This is a genomic window from Photobacterium sp. J15, from assembly GCF_963870815.1.
GTDB classification, from domain to species: Bacteria; Pseudomonadota; Gammaproteobacteria; order Enterobacterales; family Vibrionaceae; genus Photobacterium; species Photobacterium marinum.
Map to the genome: position 1 here is coordinate 1556277 of NZ_CAWMUI010000001.1, position 25029 is coordinate 1581305.

Annotated in this window: 22 protein-coding genes; 9 read left to right on the forward strand and 13 right to left on the reverse strand. The window is 44.5% G+C overall.

Translation table 11 applies throughout. The features are described from left to right. Positions 1 to 42: 42 nt before the first annotated feature. Together torA and torC are read right to left on the reverse strand one after the other, a co-directional pair. Positions 43 to 2586: a trimethylamine-N-oxide reductase TorA gene (gene torA / locus AACQ93_RS07270; RefSeq protein WP_064603340.1), complete on the reverse strand. Its 2544-nt coding sequence runs from the start codon at positions 2584 to 2586 to the stop codon at positions 43 to 45. A gap of 72 nt (positions 2587 to 2658) precedes the next feature. Then, positions 2659 to 3825: a pentaheme c-type cytochrome TorC gene (gene torC, locus AACQ93_RS07275; RefSeq protein ID WP_007461171.1), complete on the reverse strand. Its 1167-nt coding sequence runs from the start codon at positions 3823 to 3825 to the stop codon at positions 2659 to 2661. Positions 3826 to 4025: 200 nt separating this feature from the next. Between torC and torR the strand changes: the two genes are divergently transcribed. After that, the gene (gene torR, locus AACQ93_RS07280) at positions 4026 to 4739 is read left to right on the forward strand and encodes a two-component system response regulator TorR (protein ID WP_007461173.1); all 714 of its coding nucleotides are present in this window, start codon (positions 4026 to 4028) and stop codon (positions 4737 to 4739) included. 525 nt (positions 4740 to 5264) lie between these two features. Here the strand turns inward: torR and panP are convergent. The 6 genes from panP to AACQ93_RS07310 form a co-directional block, all read right to left on the reverse strand. Continuing rightward, entirely contained in the window at positions 5265 to 6911 is a 1647-nt protein-coding gene (gene panP / locus AACQ93_RS07285) for a pyridoxal-dependent aspartate 1-decarboxylase PanP (RefSeq protein ID WP_064603343.1), read from the reverse strand. 159 nt (positions 6912 to 7070) lie between these two features. After that, complete coding sequence (locus AACQ93_RS07290) at positions 7071 to 8051, reverse strand: DUF2860 domain-containing protein (protein WP_064603347.1); 981 nt, start codon at positions 8049 to 8051, stop codon at positions 7071 to 7073. A gap of 225 nt (positions 8052 to 8276) precedes the next feature. Continuing rightward, positions 8277 to 8786 carry a hypothetical protein gene (locus tag AACQ93_RS07295; protein WP_064603350.1) on the reverse strand — a complete coding sequence of 170 codons (510 nt, stop codon included), beginning with the start codon at positions 8784 to 8786 and terminating at the stop codon, positions 8277 to 8279. Between the two features lie 175 nt (positions 8787 to 8961). After that, entirely contained in the window at positions 8962 to 9063 is a 102-nt protein-coding gene (locus tag AACQ93_RS07300; protein ID WP_157097524.1) for a MetS family NSS transporter small subunit, read from the reverse strand. 2 nt (positions 9064 to 9065) lie between these two features. Next, positions 9066 to 10547, reverse strand: a complete 1482-nt coding sequence (locus AACQ93_RS07305) for a sodium-dependent transporter (protein ID WP_064603353.1) — start codon at positions 10545 to 10547, stop codon at positions 9066 to 9068. 389 nt (positions 10548 to 10936) lie between these two features. Continuing rightward, positions 10937 to 11539: an outer membrane beta-barrel protein gene (locus AACQ93_RS07310; RefSeq protein ID WP_064603356.1), complete on the reverse strand. Its 603-nt coding sequence runs from the start codon at positions 11537 to 11539 to the stop codon at positions 10937 to 10939. A gap of 147 nt (positions 11540 to 11686) precedes the next feature. On the opposite strand from AACQ93_RS07310, the gene cydH reads away from it, so the two are divergent. Further along, positions 11687 to 11776 (forward strand): cytochrome bd-I oxidase subunit CydH, encoded by a 90-nt coding sequence (gene cydH / locus AACQ93_RS25445; protein ID WP_157097525.1) that lies wholly within the window; start codon positions 11687 to 11689, stop codon positions 11774 to 11776. Between the two features lie 113 nt (positions 11777 to 11889). Continuing rightward, entirely contained in the window at positions 11890 to 13119 is a 1230-nt protein-coding gene (locus AACQ93_RS07315; protein WP_064603369.1) for a patatin-like phospholipase family protein, read from the forward strand. 68 nt (positions 13120 to 13187) lie between these two features. On the opposite strand, the gene AACQ93_RS07320 is transcribed toward AACQ93_RS07315, so the two are convergent. Further along, a complete protein-coding gene (locus tag AACQ93_RS07320) occupies positions 13188 to 14093 on the reverse strand; it encodes a manganese-dependent inorganic pyrophosphatase (protein WP_064603372.1) in 906 nt (301 codons plus the stop codon). A gap of 802 nt (positions 14094 to 14895) precedes the next feature. Here AACQ93_RS07320 and AACQ93_RS07325 point away from each other — a divergent pair. The 3 genes from AACQ93_RS07325 to AACQ93_RS07335 all read left to right on the forward strand — a co-directional run bounded on the left by AACQ93_RS07325 (position 14896) and on the right by AACQ93_RS07335 (position 18177). Beyond that, positions 14896 to 16722 (forward strand): methyl-accepting chemotaxis protein, encoded by a 1827-nt coding sequence (locus AACQ93_RS07325; protein ID WP_198160103.1) that lies wholly within the window; start codon positions 14896 to 14898, stop codon positions 16720 to 16722. A gap of 136 nt (positions 16723 to 16858) precedes the next feature. Then, entirely contained in the window at positions 16859 to 17233 is a 375-nt protein-coding gene (locus AACQ93_RS07330) for a hypothetical protein (RefSeq protein ID WP_064603378.1), read from the forward strand. Positions 17234 to 17577: 344 nt separating this feature from the next. Then, positions 17578 to 18177 carry a GTP cyclohydrolase II gene (locus AACQ93_RS07335; RefSeq protein ID WP_007461191.1) on the forward strand — a complete coding sequence of 200 codons (600 nt, stop codon included), beginning with the start codon at positions 17578 to 17580 and terminating at the stop codon, positions 18175 to 18177. Positions 18178 to 18234: 57 nt separating this feature from the next. On the opposite strand, the gene AACQ93_RS07340 is transcribed toward AACQ93_RS07335, so the two are convergent. Next, positions 18235 to 18606: a YybH family protein gene (locus AACQ93_RS07340; protein WP_064603380.1), complete on the reverse strand. Its 372-nt coding sequence runs from the start codon at positions 18604 to 18606 to the stop codon at positions 18235 to 18237. Between the two features lie 115 nt (positions 18607 to 18721). On the opposite strand from AACQ93_RS07340, the gene AACQ93_RS07345 reads away from it, so the two are divergent. Together AACQ93_RS07345 and emrD are read left to right on the forward strand one after the other, a co-directional pair. Beyond that, positions 18722 to 19645, forward strand: a complete 924-nt coding sequence (locus AACQ93_RS07345; RefSeq protein WP_064603383.1) for a LysR family transcriptional regulator — start codon at positions 18722 to 18724, stop codon at positions 19643 to 19645. Between the two features lie 293 nt (positions 19646 to 19938). Continuing rightward, positions 19939 to 21147, forward strand: coding sequence for a multidrug efflux MFS transporter EmrD (emrD, locus tag AACQ93_RS07350; RefSeq protein ID WP_084419029.1), 1209 nt, complete (start codon positions 19939 to 19941; stop codon positions 21145 to 21147). A 79-nt stretch (positions 21148 to 21226) separates the two neighbouring features. Here emrD and AACQ93_RS07355 read toward each other — a convergent pair whose 3' ends face one another. The 3 genes from AACQ93_RS07355 to AACQ93_RS07365 all read right to left on the reverse strand — a co-directional run bounded on the left by AACQ93_RS07355 (position 21227) and on the right by AACQ93_RS07365 (position 23897). After that, positions 21227 to 21553 (reverse strand): HI1450 family dsDNA-mimic protein, encoded by a 327-nt coding sequence (locus AACQ93_RS07355; RefSeq protein ID WP_007461199.1) that lies wholly within the window; start codon positions 21551 to 21553, stop codon positions 21227 to 21229. A 158-nt stretch (positions 21554 to 21711) separates the two neighbouring features. Then, positions 21712 to 22281, reverse strand: coding sequence for an elongation factor P-like protein EfpL (gene efpL / locus AACQ93_RS07360; RefSeq protein WP_007461200.1), 570 nt, complete (start codon positions 22279 to 22281; stop codon positions 21712 to 21714). Positions 22282 to 22328: 47 nt separating this feature from the next. Continuing rightward, positions 22329 to 23897 (reverse strand): EAL domain-containing protein, encoded by a 1569-nt coding sequence (locus AACQ93_RS07365; protein ID WP_064603385.1) that lies wholly within the window; start codon positions 23895 to 23897, stop codon positions 22329 to 22331. A 327-nt stretch (positions 23898 to 24224) separates the two neighbouring features. On the opposite strand from AACQ93_RS07365, the gene AACQ93_RS07370 reads away from it, so the two are divergent. Then, complete coding sequence (locus tag AACQ93_RS07370) at positions 24225 to 24998, forward strand: hypothetical protein (protein ID WP_064603388.1); 774 nt, start codon at positions 24225 to 24227, stop codon at positions 24996 to 24998. Positions 24999 to 25029: the final 31 nt, after the last annotated feature.

Here is a 25029-nt window from a genome sequence, read left to right on the forward strand (position 1 = left end):
TGTGTCATGAGTTGCCGGAGAGAGACTCTCCGGCATTATCAATTAACGACAAGAAGACTTCAGATCCATTGCCGGGAACAGAGGATCGATGTCAGTCACTTCTGTTGGGCCGTGGAAACCAGTTACAGCTGGTACTTTACCTTTGTACTTCTCAATCTGAACAACAGCTGAAGCAGCTGAAGTCGCCTGAGCAAGTTTAGATGAACCGATGTCCTGAGTCAGAACGTTTGGATCACCGTAAGTACATAGTGTACCTGGCTTACCGCCTTCAAGCGGGCTGTACCATGCACCTTCGTGGATACGACATACGCCTGGCTTGTAGTCGTCAGTAACTACAGCACCAGCCAGAAGTTCACCACGGTCGTTGAATACGCGAACGATGTCACCAGACTTGATGCCACGCGCTTTCGCATCTTCAGTGCTGATGTAGATCGGCTCACGATCTGCTACAGCGTATGTTGCGCGGTGCTCAGTTGAAGAACACAGCTGTGAGTGCAGACGGTGTTTAGGGTGCGTACTCTGCAGGTTGATCGGGAAGCGATCAGAACGAGGACCACCGTGGCTACGTTCTTTCTTCTCGAACCACATTGGGTGACCCTGACAGTCGTCGTAACCCATGTCAGCGATTGTCTTACAGTAGATCTCGATCAGACCAGTAGCTGTACCTAGTGGCTCCAGATCCGGTTCTTTACGGAATGATTCGTGACGAACCCACTCTTTACCAGCAGGGAAATCAACGAAGCCTTCGCCTTCCCAGAACTTCTTGAAGTTAGGCAGACGTACGCCCAGACCACGGCCCTGAAGACGTGCACCGTTGTAGATTTCTTCGATCCACTGCATCTGAGTCTTACCGCCTGTGAATGCTTCTTCACGGTCGAAACGGCGACACAGGTCACGGAAGATATCGAAGTCATCGCGAGATTCGAACATTGGCTCAACAACTTTCGGCAGGGCAATGATACCCGCGTTAGAGTGGTTACCGTACTGTTCGATATCGTTACGTTCGTGCGTAGTTGTTGCAGGAAGAACGATGTCAGAGAAACGACAAGTCGCAGTCCACTGGTGTTCGATAGTTACAACCGTTTCCAGTTTACGCCACGCCTTGATCATCTTGTTACGATCCTGGTGGTGGTTGAACGGGTTGTTACCACAGAACACAGCCATCTTCATTTCTGGGAATGTGATGTCGTGGCCGTTCCACTGGATTTTCTTACCTGGGTTTTCGATACAATCAACGAAACGAGCTACCGGAATGTAAGTTGAGTAGCCTTTGTAAGAACCGTTGTGGATAGGGTCAACGCCAGTTACACCACTGAAGCCAGACATTAGCGGGCCGTTAGAGGTGATAGAACCTGCATCGTTGTAGTGCCAGCCGAAGCCGAAACCACCACCTGGCAGACCGATCTGACCAAGCATTGCTGCAACAACAACCAGCATCCACGCGTACTGCTCACCGTGCTGCATACGCTGTAGACACCAGCCGCCGATGATCTGAGTACGGCCAGAAGCCATAGTACGAGCCAGCTCACGGATCTTGTCAGCTTCGATGCCACAGATCTTTTCAGCCCACTCAGGGGTTTTCTCAACGCCGTCTTTCTCACCTGTCAGGTAAGGAACGAACTTGTCGAAGCCTGTAGTGTAGTCAGCGATGAAGTCTTTGTTGTACAGGTTTTCTTTGTACAGTGTGTGAGCGATAGCCAGCATTAGTGGCACGTCAGTCTGCGGGTTAACCGGAACCTGCTCGCCGCCAACGAACTTCTGAGTATCTGAAACAACTGGATCGATGTAGAGTACTTTGATCTCTTTGTTCTTCACTTTCTCAGCCAGCTGCTCGTAGTAAGCGTATGGGCTGTGGTCTGGTACTAGCCAGCCAACCTGAAGGTTCTTGATTGGGTCAGAACCCCAAACAACGATAGTGTCAGAGTGCTCAAGAACCAGCGGCCATGAAGTCTGCTGCTCGTAAACCTCCATCGCACCGGCAACGTAAGGCAGGATAACCTGAGCTGCACCGGTAGAGTAGTCACCTGCTTTAGCAAGGAAAGTACCGTGAAGGCCGATAGCACGCATCATCATGGTACCTGCAGAGTGCAGTTTACCTACTGACTGCCAGCCAGTGTGACCAGCGTACAGTGCACTTGGGCCGAAGTTGTTCTGGATACGCTCCATTTCGTGGTAGAAGAAGTCCAGAGCCTGAGACCATGGCACACGTACGAAACGGTTGTCACCACGCTGAGTTGTATCAGACTTGTAGCCGTGCTTCAGCCAGTCGATACGTACCATTGGGTACTTAACACGAGCAGGGTTGTAAACAACTTCACGTACACCGTTGATCATTGAAGTAGGGTGCTTGTCCTTCTCGAAAGGAACCGTGTCTACCCAAACGCCGTTTTCAACTTTTGCACGGAAAGCACCCCAGTGAGAACCAGAAAGTACTTCACCGGTGAAGTTTACTTTTTCGTGTGATGCTGCCATCGCTTTGCGAGGAGCAAGCAGGCTGGTACCAACTACAGATGCTGCACTCGCAGCAACCATACCTGAAAGGAAGCGACGGCGTGAAACGCCTTTATTTAGAATTTGAGTCGCCATTTAGAAATCCTTAAATTTTAAAATTCTTTTTTGAAGAGCGGTGGGGGGAAATAGCCCACCGCAGATCAGGAATTAGTGTTTACCAGCGCCGCCAGTGTCTTTACCGTGGTTCTGCAGGTATTTCAGCAGAGTACGCTCTTCGGTCTTGGTCAGGCGGTAGTACGCGCTCATCGCGTTCAGGCCTGAGATCCAACCGTTTGCAGTAAAATGCGCAGGGTCTGGTGCTGCATGACATGCGTTGCAAGTAGCGCCGAACATGCCTTCTGCGTAGTTCCAGATTGGCTGGATGTTGTCGATCATGTCTTCAGCTGTGATCCAAGCTTCAACAGAAACGTGCTGCCAAACGATGTCAGTTGCAGGGTCAGTCTTCTCTTCGATTAGCTGTTCTGTTGCTTTAACGTCACCACGGATAGTTGCCTTGAATACACGTTTACCCATGTACTCAGTCATTACGCGACCTTTACCCGCTTTTTCCAGCCAGCCGTCAACTTTGATCTTCAGCATGTTGTCTTTACGCTCAAGAACAGTTACTTCAGAAGCAGGAAGCAGCTTACCTTCAGCTTTAGCGCCTGCGTCAGCAGATGCGAACAGATCTTTTTCACCAAGAGAGTAAAGTACTTTAGCGTCAGCGGCTTGAGCGTTAGCAGTTGCTTGCAGCTCTTGGAAATCTTTCTGGAAACCACCAGCCATGTTTGGCAGTTCGTGGGCAATACCTTTGTGACACTCGATACAGTTCATGTCAGCAGCAGCGGCTTTGTTCATTTCCATCGCAGCTTTAGCAGACTGTTTAGAGTGATCCATTGCATCGTATGAGTGACAGCTCTTACACGTCTTAGAATTCTGGCTCTTCATACGCGCCCAAACCATTTCAGCAAGCTCTAGACGGTGCTCTTCCAGTTTCTCTGGAGTGTCAATTTTCTTGGTGATGAAATGGTTGTATACGTCTTTCCAAGCACCCAGCTTACGCATAACTTTGCCTGGAAGATCTTTTGGCTGGTGACAGTCAACACACTCTGCACGTACACCAGAAGCATTCTTGTAGTGAATGCGTTGTTTGTATTCTTCGTAGTTCTGCTGCATGGTGTGGCAAGAAGTACAGAACTCAGTTCGAGAGGCGAATTCGAAACTTTTGTGAACGACAACTGTTCCTGCCAGTGTGATAACAATACCGACCAAAACAAGAGCAAGAATAGAATACTTGCTACTTGGCTTAGTCAACGTTTGCCAAAGTTTTTTCATAGTGGAAGATTCCATTAAAGATTTAATGTCTCCGTAAAGCACGGTGACGTATGGTTTTTTATGGTTTAATCTTAATTCCACGATGTGAATAAGGATATGGGCGGTAATTAACAGCTTGGTCGCCGTTGTGACAAATTGTGAATAACCGCTTCGTGTGCTACCGTTTTTAAGAGACAGCCGAAACAAATAAAGAGATAAACATGAGTCATCACGTACTTGTTGTAGAAGATGAGATTGTTACCCGAACTAAGCTTGTCGGGTATTTTGAAAATGAAGGTTATAAGGTGAGCCAGGCCGATAGCGGTGATCAAATGCGTGAGATCATGGCTAGTGAAAAAATCGACCTGGTTATGCTTGATATTAATTTGCCGGGCGAAGATGGTTTGATGCTTACTCGTGAGCTTCGCAGCCGCTCTGACGTGGGTATTATTTTGGTTACAGGACGTACTGACAGCATCGACCGAATCGTTGGTTTGGAGATGGGCGCAGACGACTACGTAACAAAACCATTTGAGTTGCGTGAATTGCTTGTACGCGTGAAAAACCTGTTGTGGCGCATGACTTTAGTAGAAAAAGCTCGCGATGAAACTATGGTTGAAATGCAGGAAGACAGCATCATTCGATTCGGTGACTGGCAGTTTGATATCAACAAACGCGCGCTGACTCATAATGGTGTGCCGGTGAAACTAACAAAGGCTGAATATGAGCTGCTTGTTGCGTTTTCATCTCACCCGAATGTTGTTTTGAGCCGTGAGCGTATTCTGAATATGTTGAGCCATCGTGTAGAAGCACCAAACGATCGTACTATTGATGTATTGATTCGTCGCATGCGTTCTAAGATGGAAGCAGATCCTAAGAACCCGCAAATTTTTGTAACGGTTCATGGTGAAGGTTATATGTTTGCTGGTGATTAATTTTGCACTCAGTAGTGAATAATTAATCCTGACAATAAATAATTCAGATTGAAACAATTTGAAATAAATAAGCCGGTATATTTAGTATATCGGCTTTTTTGTATCTGGCGAAAACAACGTTTTATTGTCCTGAATCAAATGATGTTAACTGCTATTAATAATCGAAAGGCGAATAAAACAGCATTCCTATTTTTGTGGTTGATGATTATTTAAACGATATCATCAATGCTAATATGAAGAGGCGGGATATTTTAAAAAAAATATTTCTGTTTCAGGTGGAAAATAAGACCAAATTTTCGCTTATTTTCACAATAAATGGATTCTGGTTAGTGACTATTTTTAGTTAATTTAAATTTCATGCTCAAAAAGTATTCGTTTGTTTTTCTTATTTTGGATTGTTTGATATTCATTCTCATTTAATGTGATTGAATTTGTCTTAATTTGAATACAAAAACAGCCAGTTTTATAGACTGGCTGTTTTGTTATCTGAAGCTTGTAACTGTAAGAGCAGAGTTGAACCGTCAATTAATGGCTGAGAATTTCTTCTGTCAGCGCCATGATTTTCGGATAACTTATCTCGCTTTGCAGTGCTAATAGCTGCTGCTCCGACAGAACGTCCTGTAGGATTTGATTTGTGGTCAGCGGGTTGGCCAGTACCACTCGGAAAACAGTTGTCAGGTAACGGTCCCATTTTTCCGGGTTGATTCGGGTACGGGATACAAACGACTTACCGGATTCACGCTGTCTCTTCTGAATGAATTGTGTAAGGTCATTCAATGATGCAAGCAGTTCAGCTTTTTGTTCTGGTGTGGCAATAGCCAGTGCTCGCTGAGTTGCCTCAGGTACATAACGATAGGTCAACAAACACAGCTCCGGTTCACTGACCAGCTCAAAGTCAGGATGTGCATCGATCTGTTCTGCAAAGTATCGCGCTTTCTCAATACTGCTGTTGATGAGCAGCTCATAACCTGGTCGGCTGATAATGTTCAGGCTGGCAAACAGTAGCATCGCCATACCACTTCGCGAACCTTCCAGCGTATGACTGCCCAGGTCTTTCGAACCTTCACGTAGTATGTATTCAGCATGGTGCTCGATAGCTGCAGCCGACGTTGGGTTCTTGAAGATCACCATACCTGCGCCCATCGGTACATAAAGCTGTTTGTGGGCATCAATGGTCACAGAGTCTGCCCGCTCAATACCTTTGAGCAGGGTACGGTACTTGTTCGACATCAGTGTCGCGCCGCCCCAGGCTGCGTCTACGTGGAAGTGGCAATCGTGTTCTTCGGCAATATCTGCCAACTCTTCCAGTGGGTCGATGTTGCCGGTTTCTGTGGTACCGGCAACGCCAACAATGGCGAATGGTTTGATGTTGCGTTCTTTCAGCGAGAACAGCGTTGATTTGAGATCATCAATGCATACCCGGTTATTGCCGTCTGTCTTAATTGGAACAAGACAATCACGCCCGATACCCAGTACATCGGCAGCTTTTTTCAGCGAGTAGTGACCACGTTCAGAAACCAGAACGGCAAGATCATCATAACCGTAGTGTTTCATTGCCCGGAACAGGCCTTCCTGTGCGACACCGCGGAATTCTCCATCAGGCTTGAGTGCGTTGTTTCGCGCAACCCAAAGGGCAGTAATATTGGCAACAGTACCGCCCGAACAAAACGCTCCCAGAGAGTGGTCTGCACTGTGCATCCACTGGTCGTAGAACGCTTTGTCCTCATGGAAAATAAGGTTGTGAAGCATACCCAGAACCTGACGTTCAAGTGGGGTAAAGGCTTTGGACGTCTCGATCTTTACCAGATTCTGGTTCAGGCCGATCATGATTTTTGACAGTGGCATCAAAAAGTACGGTAGTGCTGACGTCATATGGCCAATGAAGCTTGGCGCGGAGGTGTGCACAGATTGTGCAACCAGTTTATCCAGCAAGAACGCAGTGTGATCGGAGACAAATGAAGGATTTTCCGGAATATCAGCAGATGAAAAATCCTTCTCTATCTCAGTCAGTGGCTTTTCCCTTGCCGCAATGTGCGTTTGCAAAAAGGCGTTAAGATTTTCTGAGATTTCTTTTTCAATCCGACCCAAAGTCGAATTGGGTGCTTCCGGCACCGTAAAAATGCGATGCAGCGAGTCAACTGAAGCATCGGCTTTTCTATTATCGACTGCCATATTTAGTTGATACTTTGATGAAAGTTGGCAAATTGTTGCTAATTTAATGCAATTTGAACGGCTTGTCCCGAAAAAATTGATTGCAGATCACTGTTCTATTTAACAGTTTACACTGCAACAAATGAAAGAAATGACTGATTATTGTCGATTTTATCACTACTAGAAGCGGTAATTCAGACCAGCTGACAGAAGTAACGAGTCTTCATCATAGAAGTTGATGTTGGAGTTACTTTGATTATAACCGGCCAGTGAAACTACCCCCCAATTCTCCCACCCGAAAGGTTCTTGATACTCATAGGCAAGGAAGACACCCCAACGATTATCTTTTTGTTTTTGGTCGAAAACCGGGTTAGCTGCATCAAATTCTGCACGATCATAGCTGAATGTTAGCGCCAGGCTGGAGCTTGGCAGGAACTGGATGAAACCGATTTCTGCTCCGTAGATATCATTGGCCATGGCATCACCGTCGGCATTGATACGGCTGTAATTTACTGCACCGCGGAGCAACAAGCGTTGGTTAACTGATTTGAAATAGCTCAGTTGGGTGAAGAGAATGTCGGCTTCACGTTGTAATAAAGCCTGCTCAGGCGTGGTTAAACTGCGGTGGCCGCTTTTTTCGCTATCTAATTCTTGCTTGCCGCCAGCGATCTCAGCCGAGAAGTTCGAACCCAGAATTCGATCATATTGAAGACGAAAGCCCCGGATTTTGCTGTCTGTTTCTTTGCGAGCTTCACCCGTAATATACGGGTCTTCCCAGGTTGATGTTTCAACCAGTCCCGGTACATAACTGATGCTTACCATTCCATTTTCAGGAATATGCTGGCGGTATCCTAATTCAACATGAAATCGGCCCAATGCTACATCTGAACGGCTGGTACCAAAGTATACTTGCTTGTCAGCCGACTCCATGGTGTAACTGATAGTACCAAGCGGGGCGAACAGGGCATCGCTTTGAGTATCACCGTTGTTGTCGAGAGTGTTGGTGACTTTATTATCGGTATTGAACTGGGATGTCTCGCGGGTATAGCCGGTAAGGAAAGAGAGATCTGCGCCAAAACCCGGCTGCCATGATGGGCCGGGGGCCGCCAGGGCAGAAGTAGAAATAATGCCGGTAAGTAGGCAGAGTTTACAGTGCTTCATTATTGCTCCAGGTTTTTGTTTAGTTAGGCACTAGCTATATGGGTGAAAGGTATAATATTGCTTTTGAAGGCAAATTTATATTCCATCACGGGCAATAAAATGTCAGTAAATCGTAAAAATATCAACCTATATTCATATGAAATGGTTAGGTGGGTTATACGTAACTTACGTCAATAAAACAGCCGGAAAAGAGGAGCTTCCCCGGCCGGATAGGGGGGGACTTGATTACTTACATTCGATGTCGGCAATGGCTGCCATTTTTTCATTGTAAGCATTGAGCGGTTTATCGATATTTCCTGGGTGTGTAAGCAGATCAGCAAAGGCACTACGCAGTTCATAGTTTTTAGCGTGGGGCTTGCGTTGGCGATCATCAAACACGGTTTTGGCAGTCTTTCCCAGTTCACTGTCTTGCTTAGAAAGGGCTTTGACATCCTGTTGGCTGAGCTTCAGCCATGATTCAACGGGCTGAGAGAAATCCAGTTTGTCCTTATCGTTTTCTAAATACCAGTCGAATGCCGAGCGGTTCAGCTCGAAGTGATGTTTGCGTCCGTCAAGGAACCACTGGCCTACATCTTTTAGATTTTCATCTTTTTCTACAGCCAGTTCGACAAGGCTCTCATACCAGGAAAGTGATGCATCGACATACTGATGATATTTGTCACTCTGACAGTTGGTGGCTGCTGATACCGATGCTGGCAGTAATGCCAGAGAGAGTAAGATAACAGGTAACTTCATTGACTTTCCTTGGTTGTTATTCTTGTAGGTTTTATTGGTCAATTGTAATGGCGAGATTGCATAGTGGAAAACAATTCTTTGCAGGAATGGTTGGTGGCTAGCAAAGTTTTTGATAACAGTGGAAAAACAAAGGGCTCTTATGAGCCCCTTGTTGGTGATAGTTAACTTATTATGCTTAACGGTTTTGTTGTTTCATTGCCAGCGAGATGCAATATGCTGCGCCGCCCCAGGTAATGCCGAAACCAAACACCATCATGATAATTGCGCCGAATGTCATAGTTATGCCTCCTGATGAGTTTGAGGTTTAGATGCCAGGTTGATAATCACAGCCACAACAAACATTGCTGCAACCAGACCCCAGCCAAGCAGTAGCAGATCAGACATGGCATAGCCGCCATAACCTTCTTTGAAGGTATTGATCAGGTTAGTGCTCAGAATCACTGCCAACATAATCGGGCTCAGGAAGCGAATACAGATCTCAAACCACTTGCCGACACTGAATTCCGAAATGTTGTTCGCATAGCTGCGAACATCCGCAGCTTTAAACAGCCAGCCGATTACCAGCAATTCAATCAGGCAGCTGGTCAGCAAAGCAACGTTGTTAATGAAGTAGTCGATCAGATCCAGCAGTAGTAAGCCACCGTTTGTTGCAAATGCCAGTGACACAATAAAACCGACACCACACACTATCGATGCTGCTTTTTTGCGCGACCAGTTCATTTTATCGATCAGAGCTGATGTTACCGCTTCAATGATGGAAATGTGCGAGCTCAAACCGGCAACAACCAGTGCCAGGAAGAACAGTGGGCCCAGAATATATGGGGCAGGTAACAGGTTAATTGCCGCCGGAATAGTTACAAATGCCAGACCGACACCCGCAGAAACCACTTCTGTTATTGGCTTGGCTTGCTCTTGTGCCATGTAACCAAGCACACCGAAGATCAGCACACCGGCAGTAATAGAGAAGCCACAGTTGATCAGAACGGTCATGAATGCATTGTTGTTGATATCTGATTTTTCAGGCAGATAGCTGGAGTACGCAATCATGATGGCAAAGCCGACACTCAGGGTGAAGAAGATTTGACCATATGCAGCAGACCAGACTTTTGCATCCATGATTTTGCTGAAATCAGGCTGGAACAGGTAATTAAGGCCGTCAAGGGCACCAGGTAAGAACACGATACGGGTGATAAGACCCATTACCATAATAAACAGCAGTGGCATCAGGATTTTGTTGGCTCGTTCAATACCGCCTTTAACACCACCAAAGATTGCGGCAAAGGTGATGCCCCACGCCAGAACCATTGGAATAGCAATATGTAACTGTAAGCTGCCAAGCTTCGTTGGGGAGTTCTCACCCAGCTTCAGGTATTCGCTGAAGAAGAAGCCGTTCGTATCGCTGCCCCAGGACTGCGTAAACGAATAGCTGAAATAAGAAATTGCCCAACCGATAACGGCAACATAGTAAACAGCGATAATGGCAGCGATAAACACCTGGAACCAGCCAAGCCATTCTAGCTTCACACCAATTTTAGAGAAGGTACGGGGTGCAGCACCACGGAGCTTATGACCCAAGCTGAATTCCATCAGCATAAATGGGATACCGGCGGTCAACATGGCAAAAAGGTAAGGAATAAAAAATGCGCCACCGCCGTTTTCATATGCCATATACGGGAAACGCCAAATATTTCCCAGTCCAATCGCAGACCCTACGGCAGCCAGGATAAACCCGGCGCGAGAGCCCCATTGTTCGCGTTTCATAAACATCTCCTTATGTACTGCAATTCTCTATGAAACAAAGAGTTCTAAGTTATTTCTTCTGTTTTTAATCTTCCGGCAACGTGAGATCTGGATTGAAATGCCACGTTAATGAGTTGAGATTAGCCAGAGTAAAAATGTAAAGCAATAGACTGTAACTTTGTTAACGCTTTGCTTTTGTGGTGTTAACTTTTGTATTTTTCCCTTTCCGATGAGACAAAAGTGAGCAGTAAAATCGTATAACCAGATATAAATGTTGGTTTTATGTGAACTGATAGGTGGAAATTTTATTTTTATTTGAGGGTAAAAGAGGCTAAAAATACGCCAAAAGATGGCTGTTTTGCTTACTCGAAAGTAGAAAGGCCAGATAATCTGGCCTTTAGAGTAATAACTTAAAACGAAAAGCTAATGCCGATATTAGTTTGCAGCTGACTGATCCAGTCGGATTCAATTTTTATCCGACACGTTTCATCCCCGGTAGGAAGGGTACAGATTGCGTTTGTATTGCTATCTATAAGGTTTGCTAACCAGCGAGCTTCTAAAACCAGTTTAGTATTACTGTTGATTTTGTATTCTGCTCCGCCAAAGAAGCCGCCAGAGAAAAGCAGATCATTACTGGTCCAGTCTGACTCTGAGATTGTTGTACCTACACTGGCACCAAAAAAAGAGTCAAATGATGGATTAATATCAAAACGGAGTGAGCTCTGGAACTGGAAATAAGTGAATGAACCATCCCCTTGGATATTTTCGGCTTCATTCGGTTGATGGCTGACAAACAGGCCGACTCTCCCGCCTCCCATATCGGTATCCAGGCTGAATGCAATATGAGGATCATCTTCGATGCGTATCGCGTTGCCGTTTTCATCGGTGATGTTGCTGGTAAAGGTGTATCCAACATAAGGCGTAAAGTAAAGCGTGTTGTCCGACTGGACTTGAGGTGAAACGAAGGCAGTCAGGGTAGTGCACAGGAGTGTTGCAACTAATGGTAGCTTCATTGCTGGCCTCTATTCCGTTGATTCAACATAAATTTAATTGTGACAGCTATCTGAATATAGTGCTTTTTTAATAATTAGAAACTTGATGTGACCACAAAAAGAGGTTAATAATATGTTAAATCAACATAGTGAGTGGGGGATTTCATCATGGATCGTGATTTCAAACTAGCTGTATTTACCGCCGTTATAACTTTGACTGTAATAATGACCTTTGCTGTTATTTCAGTGACAGCATAAGTTATTAAATTAAAAGCTTTTTGATGTTTATTCAGTTTTCGTTCTGATATGTGCAGGCTAAGGATGGTATGCTGTCGACAGTGAATTTTCGGATTCTTTGTTGCGAGTAGAATATGCAGAATCATCTGCCGTTTAGTTTAAATGAATTGGATTTACAGCATGTTAACGCATTCTCAACACGTTTGTTGGGTGCAAACAAGCTGAGGATCGCTTTGGTTGTACAGGGTGGGGGACAGCGCGGGATATTTACTGCTGGCGTTTTCGACGCTTTTCTTGAAGCGGGGTTCGACCCGTTTGAACTTTATATCGGTACTTCAGCCGGTGCGCTGAACCTCTCATCCTTTATTAGCCGGCAACATCAGTTCGGATACAACTTCATTGTCAATTACACTACAGAGAATGAGTTTTTTAATCTCTACAAGTACCTTAGCAAACAGAAACCAATGAACCTTGACTGGGCGTTGGAATGTGTTGCGTCCGGTGGCTCCTTACCTCTCGATATTTCTACGGCAAAGACAGTTTTACAGCACAGAACCGCGCTTGCCTGCGCAACCCGAAAAGATAACCTTCAGGACATTTATCTGCCAATGTACCAAAGTGACTGGCGTGATGTACTTCGTGCATCTTGCGCTATTCCAGTGATTTATAACCAGCCGGTTAATTTGCGTGATCTTGAGTGGGTTGACGGTGGTGTGAGCGCAGCTGTTCCGGTCAGGGAGGCTTGGCTTCGTGGTGCTGATTTAGTGGTGGTGGTCAGAACAGAGCCTGTCACTGGCCTGACAGATGAAAGCAGCGTTTTTAATGATTGGCGTGAAAAAATAGAAACGGCACTTCCTGATTATATCGATCGGCTTAGCCTGAATCAGTCGCTTGATAAGGTGAAGTCTATTCGTGATGATTTAACACAGCGTTTTGAACAGTGGAAGCTGGTTCGTCAGGAGCAGAAAGTCAAAACGGAACCACTGGACGATAAGGCGGATAGTATTGCCAAAACTATTGAGCAGTCTAGAGGTAGTAACTGGCGTTTACTGTCTGCTGATAATATTGAACGTTTCTTGTCCATAGCTGGGAAAGGTAAGAGTGCTGAAATACTTGAGATGCTCAATCGTTACTATAAAACCTACGATGAAATGAGCCAGTTCCTGCTGGATCCGCCTGAAGGGCTCAAAGTGATTCAGATAACGCCGGAGCGACCATTGAAGAGTAGGGCGCTATTGAGTGATAAGGACGACCTAGAGGTTGATTATCGCGAAGGTAAGCTGGTGGGACGACATTTCGTGGAGCATTTTTCTGAAACATTGAATGAAATTACCGCGCTGAAACAACTGCGACGAAGAATTTGAATTGTCGGAGATATAAAAAACGCCAGCTAAGAAGCTGGCGTTTTTTTGAGTAACTTAGCGTGAATAAATTACGCAAGTACCTTCTGTAGCCACGGCCAGCCTTGTTTCTTACGGCTTAGCGTGTTTTCCATCATCAGTACGCCGTTGTCTGCGTGCTGATCAAGCGTTGCGTTCCACTCACCTTTGTAAAGCAGGCGGGTAGTGCTTGTTGTGATGTCAGTTAGCATCAGTGCAGCCATTGCCAGGCCTTCTTCGTCACAACGACGTTGAAGATCAGCGTTTAGATCTTCGATCATACCGTCAACCTGCTCCAGAGTAGCAAGTTCGATCTGACCAACAACAACGTTACGGTCGTTGAATGGGTATGCTTTTAGGTCTTTTTCAACCAGCTCAGAAGCGCTCAGGCCAGCGATGTCAGTTTTAGCGATCAGCAGATCTTTGATGAATGCATCCAGATCCTGAACGTCAGCAATCTTAGCCAGCTCTGCTACTGCGTCTTTATCTTTCTGTGTGCAAGTTGGTGATGCGAAACCAACAGTGTCACTCAGGATTGCAGACATCATCAGAATCGCAAGAGGGCGAGTGATTTCTGCATTTTCCATCTTGAACAGGTTGAACAGGATTGTACAAGTACAACCTACAGGCCAGATCCATGCTTCAAGCGGGTTAGTAGTGGTTACGTCACCCAGACGGTGGTGGTCAACAATACCTGCGATTTCAGCATCAGCGATGTCATCAGGACCCTGAGCCAGATCAGAGAAATCTACCAGCCAGATGTTTTGACCAGCAACGCCAGTGCACATTTCTGGTTGTTCAACATCAGCCTGAGCCAGGATGTGCTGAGTTTCACGGTTTAGTTCACCTTGACGTACAGCCTTTGCTTCCAGGCCACGTGCTTTTAGAAGTTCAGCACAAACAAGTGCTGCGCAAATGCTATCACTATCAGGGTTTTTGTGCCCTACTACTTGAATCATCTTGTATCCTTTAACTGCCAACCACAGCGATTTATGCTGTATGACTTATCAAAAAATCCGCCCTGAGACCTTTGCTCACGATCAGGCCAGAAATAGTAAACCGTGCAATTTTAGAGTTTTTTTTAGAAATAACAAATGAAGTTGAGTAAAAAAGGTGTGGTTGCTTAAATCCGCACCCGATCTGGTTGCTATCTGAGTTGAACATAGGCATTGGGAAGCTAACTCAGCGTGCAAGACTTGTCTCGTTAGGGGAGATTGGTGGGAAACCTGTACTTTTGCCTGATCGAGAAAGATTAGCGACTAGATGGCGAGAAGCCGCCCTTAATGATTTATCAAAACCTGTACGAATACCCAAAACTAAGAAATAGTCTTATTAATTACTAATAATAAATTACGATTTCAGGACTTTTTTAATTTATTAGCGAAAAAAAGCGTAGATATGCTTTAGGAAACATTATTAAGGTCGTTAGACTACCCCTATACATGTCCTTTCTATAAATAGCTGCTTGCAATTATGTGGATATGATTTATGTGACTCAAGTTGTTTGAGTGTGTCGTTTTATATTTCTTTGAATCAACGCGCTGCCTGATTATCTGTGCAGAACCCACCTTTTATTATCTATTTTGCGTTTGAATTCATTTGTTTTAAAACAGTTGCATTAGCTTATTGAGTTGTTGGATTCATTAATAAAGCAAAGTAAATTTATTTATGCTCAACTTTACAGTGAAACAAAAGTTATATGGTGCGCTAATTTCTTTAGCCGTGGTCATTTTATTTCTTGGTTTGATTTCGAACCGGAATATGGAAAAACAGGAACTGCAAACCACCATTGTTCTGGGGTTGAAGGAGGCTGATACTAAGCTGTTTCTGGCTCGTTTGGCTCAGGCTGACTATATGGTGCAGGAAAAGCTGGAGTTTCGAGACAATGTAAGCCGTTCGGTTCAGTCTGCGCTTGAAGCCCTTGAAGAAACCAAGCAGATGATGGAGGTTGAAGAAAATCGCCATAAGGTAGATGGTATTATTGATTCAATTCAATTGTTTAATAATAGTTTTACCAACTTTGTAAAAGCAAAAGACAATACAATTAAGGTTCGAAATGATTTCCTGATTGCGGCAACAAACTTCTCTAATACGATTGATAATGTTTTGTTGTCGATAGAAACGTATTATACGGCTAACCAGAGTGATTTTGCGGAATTTGGTCGGTATCGTGAAGCGAAGTCATTAAAAGATAAGTTTAATGAACTTCGTGTTGATATTTGGATGTATAACGAACATCCGACAAAAACAAAAGCTGAAGAAATAAATAATAAAATTGATAACCTTCAGTCGCATATTCTTGAACTTCAGAAAATAATGTTGTCCGCTGAAACACAACAATATTTAAAGGTGCTTGATAGTCAGTTTGATACATATCGTATGCTCTTTTCTGCAACGGTGAATGATGTAACAACGATAAAAGCAACCAGCCAGCATATTCTGGATAATGCAAACAGAGCCTCAGAACAGGTTTACGCGTTAGTTAAAAATGAACTGAGCGTGGCAAAATCAGTACAGTCTCGTCTGGAAATGATGACTTATGCTGCAATTATGTTTTCTGTAGTGCTTAGTGCTGGTTTGAGTATCTGGCTTGTGCGTTCAATCATGCAGCCATTGTCTCAGTCGGTTGGTTTTGCTCAGCAGATTGCTCAGGGCAATCTGACACATCATATTGATCTTAAAGGCAATGATGAATTTACCACTTTGAATCAGGCGTTAAATCAGTCATCAGACTCACTACGTGACATTATTGGACAGGTTAAGAATCTTTCAGCTGTTTTGGCTGATTCAAGCAATGCAATTGAGGGCTCCGTAACCGGGTCAACTCAGTCGGTGCAATTGCAGCAGACTGAAACAGAGAATATTGCTACTGCAATTAATGAAATGACTGTAGCTGCAACGCAAATTTCAGCTAATGCAGATCAGGCGTCCGAGCAGAGTGATCATGCAACTGATGCAGCAAGCACTGGTAATGAAGTTGTTCAAAATACCAGTGATGCAATGAATGCCTTGTCCGATGCCATGCTCAGGGCTTCAAATGTCGTTAATAAACTGAATGAAGATACCAATAATATTGGCAATATCCTTGGCGTTATTCGTGGTATTGCTGATCAAACCAACTTGCTGGCGTTGAATGCGGCGATTGAAGCGGCACGTGCTGGGGAGCAAGGACGTGGATTTGCGGTTGTTGCAGATGAAGTACGAAGCCTTGCACAAAAAACACAGGATTCTATCGAAGACATCACTGTCATTATCGAGGCCATTCAGGCAGGTGCTTCTGATGTCGTAGAGGTTGTGAACACGTCAACAGAACAAAGCGATAAAGTTCAGGTGTTGTCCCGCCGTTCGGGCGATGCTTACAAAAATATTGTTGATGCGATTTCGGTTATTACTGATATGAACACTCAAGTGTCAGTTGGTGCCAAGGAGCAGTCTGTTGTTGCTGAAAACATCAACACGAACATTCTTCAAATCAAGGCAATTGCTGATGAGAATGCTGCGGGCCTGAGCAAAATCCAGACTCAGATTAATAATCAGCTGGAACAGACTGAAGCTCTGAACAAAGTTATTGCTTTCTTCCGTATATAGTGAAAACCAAGTGCGTCAGCATTAACCTTGCTGGCAGGTAGCTTTTCAAAAGCCAGTGCAGGGATAACCTGTTCTGGCTTTTGTTCTTTATAAGTTGTATATATAGTGCAACTTATAACCTTTAGCAGGGCGATATATGAATACAGACAAAGGATATTTACCCAACCTTGTTTTGCTGTTGCCGGTGGTGCTGAGCTTTTGGTTGCTGGGGGCGCATTATCTGAGGTTCGGCAATATGACTGTTTTCCTATTGTTGCTTGTTTCCCCTTCGATTCTGTTGTTACGTCGGTTGTTGATTGTCCGGTTCGTTCAGTTTTGTTTGGGAGTCATTGCCGTCACCTGGATGCAAATCACATATCAGATGTTGGAGATGCGCTTGATGATGGGGGATGACTGGATGCGAATGGCTCTGATAATGGGCGGTGTTATTATTTTCACCCTGCTGTCTGCCTGTTGTTTTCTCCACCCCAAACTTGAACGTTATTACTCGGTAAACCAGTCACTTAGATAATGTGACAGAGTGCATAATGTGAAAAAGGTATAATTGTTATAATATAACAATTATATTGCTGGCTAAAACGAATCTGCATTGTAGTGTTGAACTCAAAATCAGTGTTAAGTGATGTTGTGCTGTTTTAGTGTAATAATTTTAGATATCATCTAAGCAATAAAAGAGGAATGCTCAATTCTCAATCAAATTCTTTAAAATCAAAGTCTTATGATGGTTGGGTGTTATGTGGAGTAAATTTGCTTTTATGGGAATGTGGCTGAAAAGCTGAACAATCTCTGGTTTGAAACCAGGTAAGAGTGCTGATTGACTCCCATACGAGTAATGAAGAAATACTTAGGAACATCATGGTAAATGTAAGGGCGAGAGTGCCTTTTAAAGTTGGCTTAAATAGCGATATACCAGCCGAGTTACTTTCATTTAACGGCCTTGAATCTGGCAAAGAGCATGTCGCTCTGGTTTTTAAAGGCGCAGACAAAAATTCAGAGCCGCCACTGGTTCGAATGCATTCAGAGTGTCTGACTGGGGATGTATTCCATTCATCCCGTTGCGACTGTGGTGAGCAGTTGGATGAGACGATTAACCGCATGGGCGCGCAGGGCGGTGTCTTGCTTTACCTTCGTCAGGAAGGGCGAGGTATCGGTCTGTACAATAAAATTGATGCTTATGAGCTGCAAAGCCAGGGCATGAATACGTATGAAGCCAATAATCACCTTGGATTTGGTGACGATTTACGTGATTTCACCGAAGCTGCTTTGATGCTAAAAGCACTTGGCCTGAAAGAGATCCGCCTGATCACGAACAATCCGAAGAAGATCAATGAGCTGGAAGCTCTGGGGATCACCATTGCTGAAGTTGTGGGTACTAAGGCTTATATCAAAGATGGTAATGAAAGTTACCTGAGAACCAAAGCTAGCCACGGTAAGCACAGATTTAACTTCGATTAATCTTCGAACAATCATTACAAGACCCCGCATTCGCGGGGTTTTTTATGAATATTAGATTTAACGTTCACCCAGCACTTCAAAGTCATCATAAGTTAACTTTACAGAGCCATCAGGTTGACGTTCCCAGTGTTCTTCATGAACGACACCAAATGCTTTGTTCATCGTCCATGCTGAGCGAAGAATAAAACAGTTCCCGTCTATTTGTTCCCAACTTGTATCTTGATATTCAACGTCCTGGTAGCCTGAATCGATAATTTGCTGCCAGAATGCGCGGATTTCTTCTGTTCCCCGAAAGGTTCCAAAAGGCCGTGCATGCATTACTGCATTTTCTTTATATTGTTCGGCGCAACCAGCCGCATCCTGTTGATTAAAGGCTTTTTTCCATTGGTTGATGCCGTTTTTGAATGATTCTGGTATTTGAGTTGTCATTGTATCCATCCTTTTGAAGTATGCGATTGCTTGGGATGGTGTAAGGATAAAAAACACATTAGTCGTGAAAAACAGATTATTATGTAAATACTGTTTAACAAAATCGAACAATGCGATGAATTATCTCCGTCATATGGCTGTGTTTGCTAAAGTTGTCGAGCAGGGCTCTATCAGTGCTGCCGCAGAAGAACTGAGCTTGTCAAAGTCTGTGATCAGCCAACACTTGAAAGTGCTTGAACAGGAGCTGGGGATTATGCTTCTGAACCGGACAACCAGGAGGCAAACTCTGACTCCGGCTGGAGCGGCATTTTATGAAAAATGTCAGCAAATGAATCAGCTGGCTCAGGAAGCATGGGAAGGCGCGAGAGAAAGCCAGCTTACACCGACCGGTTCTGTCACCATTACCGCCCCTCATGCTTTGATGGGCAGTATTGTTGCTCCGGCTATCGGCGAATTGGTTTCTGTTTATCCTGCGATCATTCCTCATCTTGTTGCCGAAGATGGGCGGCTAGACATTATTGAACATGGTATAGACCTGGCGATTCGTGTCGGTGACTCTGTATCCAGCAGTTATCGGCAGCGACGCATCGGGCAGTTCAGGGATGTGCTGTGTGCAGCACCGGAATACCTGAGTCAATTTGAGGATGAGTTTTCTTTTTCTGAAAATCTGTCGGAAGATCTCAGTGTTTGTGATTATGTGGCGAATGCCTGGCAGGGGAAATATGTTATCCACCATCTCCATTATTCGACTCAGAATGATCCGGTAACACTTATGCTGCATCCGACTCGTTTTGCTGATTCACTGCCAACGACAGTGGCTTTGATTGAGACTGGCGCTGGATTAGGGATAGTTCCGGAATTCATCTTTCACCAGCGGGAGGAAGCCGGGGCCTTAACAGAAGTCATTCCGGGGAGCTATTTGTCACCGAATCCTGTTTATGCGACACATGCCTTTAATCATTCGACGCCGTTGCTGGTCAGGCTTTGCATTGAGGCGATTGAATCCCGGTTATCGTCACCGTCTGTAGTGGTGACTTAACGACATATTTGGTATGCCTTGCGGTTAATTGATAATAAACAAAAATGCATTAGATTAACTAATGCAAATCATGACAAAAATTCGTGCTTACAATCACATTCATTTCTTGCTTAAGCATATCTTCAAGATTACTATCTCCGCACACCACATAGTGGTTGAACCTGATTTTCTTATAATACCCTTACATAACATCATGACATCTCTCTGGCTTAGAGGAATGTTCTGTGTCTGGGTATTTATTCTCAATATATGGTAAGTTTTCATTATTTTATTCTGTGATTAAGGAGTAGGTTGTGATTAAGCAATCTTCTACTGCTGGTATGGCAAAGCTGTTATTTTTAGTAATCATTCTTGCTGCGGTTGGGCAAATGACGCAGACGATGTATGTGCCATCAATTCCGGTTATGTCGGAGTATTTTGCAGTTAAGTCTTCTTACCTGCAGGCGGTAATGGCGGCTTACCTGATCCCGTATGGATTATCACAGTTTGTTTATGGCCCGGTGTCTGATCGCATTGGTCGTCGTCCGGTAATCATGATTGGTATGGTGATCTTCCTGCTGGGTACAGTAGCTGCTTTACTTGCACCGTCGTTTGAGTGGTTTCTGGTAGCCAGTTTTGTGCAGGGGCTGGGAACAGGCTGCAGCGGTGCTATGTGTCGAACAGTGACACGCGATTGCTATGATGGTGCAGAACTTCACCGTGCAAACAGCTTGGTCAGCATGGGCGTGATTTTTTCACCGTTGCTTGCTCCTGTAATGGGCGGATACTTGTCGGCTACGTTTAATTGGCACGCAAGCTATCTGTTCCTGTTGGTATTCGGAGCGTTAGTGACTGTCGCCATGATGCTGATGTTTACAGAAACGCTGCCAGTTGAGCGCCGTCGCTATGAGCGCGTATGGGTAAGTTACGCCTATGTGCTGGGTAACCGCCGTTTTCAGGGATATGTTCTTTGCCTGATTGCGACATTTGCCGGAATTGCAGTATTTGAAGCTGCCGCAGGCGTGCTGTTGGGCAGTGTTCTGGCACTTGATCCTACAACCGTAAGCTGGTTGTTTATTTTGCCGCTACCGGGGTATCTGGCGGGTTCATGGTTGTCTTCAGCACTGGTTAAGCAGTGGGGTAATGGTCGTGTGCTGTTTCTGGGTGTACTGGCTCTGACTGTAGGTGCGCTGACCATTTTTATCCCGGGGTTAGCCGGTGAAGTGACTGTCAGCTCATTGATTGGCGGTGCTTTTATCTACTTCATTGGTGCTGGTATTCTATTCCCGGCGGCAACAACAGCTGCGATTCAACCATTCCCGCAGCATGCAGGAACTGCCGGAGCTGTTCTTGGTGGTCTCCAGAACCTAGGTGCAGGTCTGGCAACTTTGGCAGCATCGCTGATGCGAGCAGAAGATCAGTACAGTCTTGGTGTGGTGATGACAGTAATGGCTATTCTGGTTGTATTGAGCCTGCTGTGGGTTCGCAGAAGCCAGCGTCAGGATACACCGGTTCTGGTATAGATTGCGTTAGAGCTGGATACAGAAAGGCGGAGCATTTTGCTCCGCCTTTTTGCGTTTAAAGCCACTTATATGGGCGGGCTTAGTCGCGCTTCCACAGAATGTGGCAGAATTTGTGTTCTGGATCGCGGCTCACCAGCATGCGGGCAAACACATCATCCAGTTCATCATTTTCTTCATTAACAAGACCGATGCGTACTTCGGCATAAACTTCTTTGTCTACATCAAAACCTACATGACCAGCCCAGTCGTCTTTTGTCTCGACAATTTCTGCTGCGCCGCGATCTTCAAATTGTGCAGTAAAAATAATGACGTCTGCAGGCTCCAGGCTGTCTTGTGCCATTTCCAGAAAAATGTCGTATGCCGCGTCAATAACGTCATCGTAAGAAATCAGGTTTGATGTTTCCATGTATAGCTTAAATCTCTGATGTTGAGTGAAGGGGTATTATAACCAGCGAAGGGGAAAATTGGTAATGATTGGAATGAGGGGGGGGGGGGTACGGAATTAATGGGGGATATTAAAAAGGGATACAAAGAAATGTATCCCTTCTTCGGCAAATCTGACGATTAGTCTGCGCGGCTCATAAAGCGGCGTTCCTGAACGTTGATCTTCACTTTTTCGCCGGTTGAGATGTACTCAGGTACCTGAACAGTCAGGCCGGTTGCAAAGCGAGCCGGTTTGGTACGGGCAGAAGCTGAAGCACCTTTGATTGACGGATCAGTTTCTTCGATAACCATTTCAACAGAAGCAGGAAGTTCCAGGCCGATAGCTTTTTCGTCAGCAGTCAGTACAAGTAAACCCTGAATATCTTCAGTAATGAAAAGCAGCTCATCTTCGATGTCGCTCTTGTTGAAGCTGTACTGAGTGTAATCTTCACTGTCCATGAAGATGTATTCGTCGCCATCAATATAAGAGAAAGTAGAAGGGCGGCGTGATAGGTCAACTGCGGTCAGAATGTCGTCGCCTTTAAAGCGTTCTTCAACTTTCAGGCCGGTTGCCACGTCAGTAAAGCGCATTTTGTACAGCGTTGATGCACCACGGGCGCTAGGGCTCTGTACGTCAATATCTTTTACAAGAAGTAGCTTGCCGTTGTATTCGACAGCTGCGCCTTTTTTAATCTCACTTGCTTTAGGCATAAATCACGCTCTTATTCGAAATAAAAGAAAACGAGAAATTATCATGGTTATAGTGGAATACCAAGATTTTCATTAAGTTCTGATAAACGGGTATTGCTTGTTTTTATACGTTTTTTTAACGCAGCAAAGTAATCCGTGTAGGGCATAGGTTGTGCGTAGTAGAAACCCTGGCATCGCTGGATTCCTAATTGAGCAACATGCTCAGCTTCTTCGGCTGTTTCCACACCTTCCGCAACCAGTGTACAGTTCAATTCAAGACCCATTTCAGCGATGTTGCCAAGAATCGAGTGGGTAATCGCATCGGTGACAGATGATGCGACAAAGGTTCGGTCGATTTTCAAAATGTCGAAACTCAGGGTTTGCAGGGTTGAAAGCCCCGCATAGCCAGTGCCGAAGTCATCCAGTGCCCAGCGGACGCCAACTTCCCTCAACCTCTCCATGCCGGATAGCAGTAAGCCCAGTTCCGCAGTGGCAAAGGTTTCGCGCTCGGTGAACTCCAAAACGACATTATTCTGAAGTACCGGATATTGCTGTATCAGGTTTATCAACGATGCCACATAGTCAGTATTGGTAATCATTGAGGCTGTTACATTGACGGAAATATAGCTGTTGGGCGCAAGTTCATTGATCGTCGATTTTTCATAAGCCGCACGCTCTAACAATTGCAGTGTGATTTGGTTGATCTGACCTGACTGTTCTGCTGCCGGAATAAACTCTGCCGGTGTAATTATCCCCGATTTTGGATGATTCCACCTGACCAGCAGCTCTGCACCATGCCAATGGTTGGTGTTGGCATCGACGATAGGCTGATAATAAGCAATAAACTCTTTTCTATCTATTCCACGCTGAATATCATTTAAAAGCGAATGACGCCAATTAAAGTACGCATGTACGGTTAAAGTAACGATACATGAAAGGCTGATAATAATAAGTGCGGCGTATGGGAATTGCTCAAACCATATTTTAAAGAATATTTGATTGGTATAACCGCCAACTGCATGGAAAGGGTACTTTGTTGATTGTTTAGAAGCAGAATAAACAATATGTTCTGCTTTTTTATTATCGCAGTTATATAAAGTATTATCGTTATTACTTTTAAAACAAGCAAAAACCTGATGATGGTCTGCTAATTCATCAATCCAGAAATCCATGTAGCGAGCATTAAATAGTACTTGGTACCAGCCATTATTTGCAGGCAGCATGAAAAAGATACCTTCTACATTTCTGCGTTCACTAGTAGCACGGTAAATGATGTAATTACTCGAGTTGTCAGTGAATTTTAGGTGTTTATTATCAATTACTTGCTGGTTGTTGCGGTCTCTATCGCTACAAATAAAGCGATCATTTTCAATATAGGTAATTTCCTGAATAACACTGGAATTAAAGATAATATCTTCAAGCTTCTGCCTGTTTTCAGTACTGCATGGCGAGCTGTGACGATCTAATTGCGTTAATTGAGCCTCTACTTGTTCAAGCGTGAATTCAATACTTTCAACCAAATAAGAGATGGAGTTATCCGTATTCTTATTGGCTACTTGTTTAACCCAGGCAATATCGATGATGAGACCAAGGATAAGAGTAAATAGTAGAATTTTTGCAGTATGAGAATGCTTCATTATGAACAAAAAAAGACCGCTATAGTAAATAAGGTGCAGAGGATATATCAGTTTGTTCCGTATTTACATAAATATTTAAAAAATAATAATAAAACAGCTTTCAAGTCATTTTATTGGCGTTAATTGTTTTGTGGGTGACGAAATAATGGCTTTAAAAGTGAGTAATTAATATATTTCGTCTTTAAAATTTGAACATCCGATTCGTGTAATCAATTTCATTGAATCACTGATGAAGTTAGCTCTGTGATGGAAGGGTTGTTAGAATAGACAACGCAGGAAATTCCTGCCATTAACAGATTATGTAACAACCAGTTGAAGGAAGAACGTGTGGCGAGAGCATTGCCCGTACTTGATGGTGGAACGCCTTTTCAACAAGACTACCTGCCCGTATTGCTGGACGCTGTAAAGCAGCTCAGAGCCGGGCTGGGTAAAACATTGCACAGTATTTATGTTCAAGGCAGTGTTGCCCGCAGGCAGGCAAAGCCTGGTAAGTCAGATCTGAATCTGACCGTTATTTTAAACCGCCCGCTGAATACCTCAGAGCAGTCAGTGTTGAATTCGATTCGTTGGCGCATTAGTTCCCGGTACCCGTTTGTGACGGCAGTGGAAATCAAGAGTGCTGTGATTGACGATGTTTTGTCGCTGGAGTCGATTTTTACCTGGGGTTTTTGGCTTAAGCATTGTTGTCTGCGCCTTTTCGGTGATGACCTTTCAACACGCTTTGGTTGTTTTGAAGCCAGCTGGGATATCGCTAAAGCGCTGAACGGTGATATTAAGACTGAGCTTGATGATTACAAAAAGAAAATCATGGCTACCAAGGTGGTGAAAAATTACCTGGATTACTGTGAGTATATTGCTAGGAAAATGCTCTGGAGCTGTTTTTCACTGGTAATGCACCGTGAACAGACGCTGGCACTGTCTATTGAAGAGTGTGCAGATATCTTTCTGAAATATTACCCGGACAGGGAACAGGAAATCGAGCGCTTGTTCATTTTGGTCAGTCGTACTCAGGTGCCGAAAAAAGCCTCTCTGTTTATGATTGAGTCGTTTGGCGGTTGGATTGTGTCTGAATTTGAGAGGATTGACCGAAAGATTGGTTAATCTTTTTTAAGCTACTTAATTAGGCGGCTAT

Excerpts from the sequence above, each read along its gene's own strand:
- torA (WP_064603340.1), bottom strand. The coding sequence starts at position 2,586 with ATGGCGACTCAAATTCTAAATAAAGGCGTTTCACGCCGTCGCTTCCTT.
- torC (WP_007461171.1), bottom strand. The coding sequence starts at position 3,825 with ATGAAAAAACTTTGGCAAACGTTGACTAAGCCAAGTAGCAAGTATTCT.
- torR (WP_007461173.1), top strand. The coding sequence starts at position 4,026 with ATGAGTCATCACGTACTTGTTGTAGAAGATGAGATTGTTACCCGAACT.
- panP (WP_064603343.1), bottom strand. The coding sequence starts at position 6,911 with ATGGCAGTCGATAATAGAAAAGCCGATGCTTCAGTTGACTCGCTGCAT.
- AACQ93_RS07290 (WP_064603347.1), bottom strand. The coding sequence starts at position 8,051 with ATGAAGCACTGTAAACTCTGCCTACTTACCGGCATTATTTCTACTTCT.
- AACQ93_RS07295 (WP_064603350.1), bottom strand. The coding sequence starts at position 8,786 with ATGAAGTTACCTGTTATCTTACTCTCTCTGGCATTACTGCCAGCATCG.
- AACQ93_RS07300 (WP_157097524.1), bottom strand. The coding sequence starts at position 9,063 with ATGACATTCGGCGCAATTATCATGATGGTGTTTGGTTTCGGCATTACC.
- AACQ93_RS07305 (WP_064603353.1), bottom strand. The coding sequence starts at position 10,547 with ATGAAACGCGAACAATGGGGCTCTCGCGCCGGGTTTATCCTGGCTGCC.
- AACQ93_RS07310 (WP_064603356.1), bottom strand. The coding sequence starts at position 11,539 with ATGAAGCTACCATTAGTTGCAACACTCCTGTGCACTACCCTGACTGCC.
- cydH (WP_157097525.1), top strand. The coding sequence starts at position 11,687 with ATGGATCGTGATTTCAAACTAGCTGTATTTACCGCCGTTATAACTTTG.
- AACQ93_RS07315 (WP_064603369.1), top strand. The coding sequence starts at position 11,890 with ATGCAGAATCATCTGCCGTTTAGTTTAAATGAATTGGATTTACAGCAT.
- AACQ93_RS07320 (WP_064603372.1), bottom strand. The coding sequence starts at position 14,093 with ATGATTCAAGTAGTAGGGCACAAAAACCCTGATAGTGATAGCATTTGC.
- AACQ93_RS07325 (WP_198160103.1), top strand. The coding sequence starts at position 14,896 with ATGGAAAAACAGGAACTGCAAACCACCATTGTTCTGGGGTTGAAGGAG.
- AACQ93_RS07330 (WP_064603378.1), top strand. The coding sequence starts at position 16,859 with ATGAATACAGACAAAGGATATTTACCCAACCTTGTTTTGCTGTTGCCG.
- AACQ93_RS07335 (WP_007461191.1), top strand. The coding sequence starts at position 17,578 with ATGGTAAATGTAAGGGCGAGAGTGCCTTTTAAAGTTGGCTTAAATAGC.
- AACQ93_RS07340 (WP_064603380.1), bottom strand. The coding sequence starts at position 18,606 with ATGACAACTCAAATACCAGAATCATTCAAAAACGGCATCAACCAATGG.
- AACQ93_RS07345 (WP_064603383.1), top strand. The coding sequence starts at position 18,722 with ATGAATTATCTCCGTCATATGGCTGTGTTTGCTAAAGTTGTCGAGCAG.
- AACQ93_RS07355 (WP_007461199.1), bottom strand. The coding sequence starts at position 21,553 with ATGGAAACATCAAACCTGATTTCTTACGATGACGTTATTGACGCGGCA.
- efpL (WP_007461200.1), bottom strand. The coding sequence starts at position 22,281 with ATGCCTAAAGCAAGTGAGATTAAAAAAGGCGCAGCTGTCGAATACAAC.
- AACQ93_RS07365 (WP_064603385.1), bottom strand. The coding sequence starts at position 23,897 with ATGAAGCATTCTCATACTGCAAAAATTCTACTATTTACTCTTATCCTT.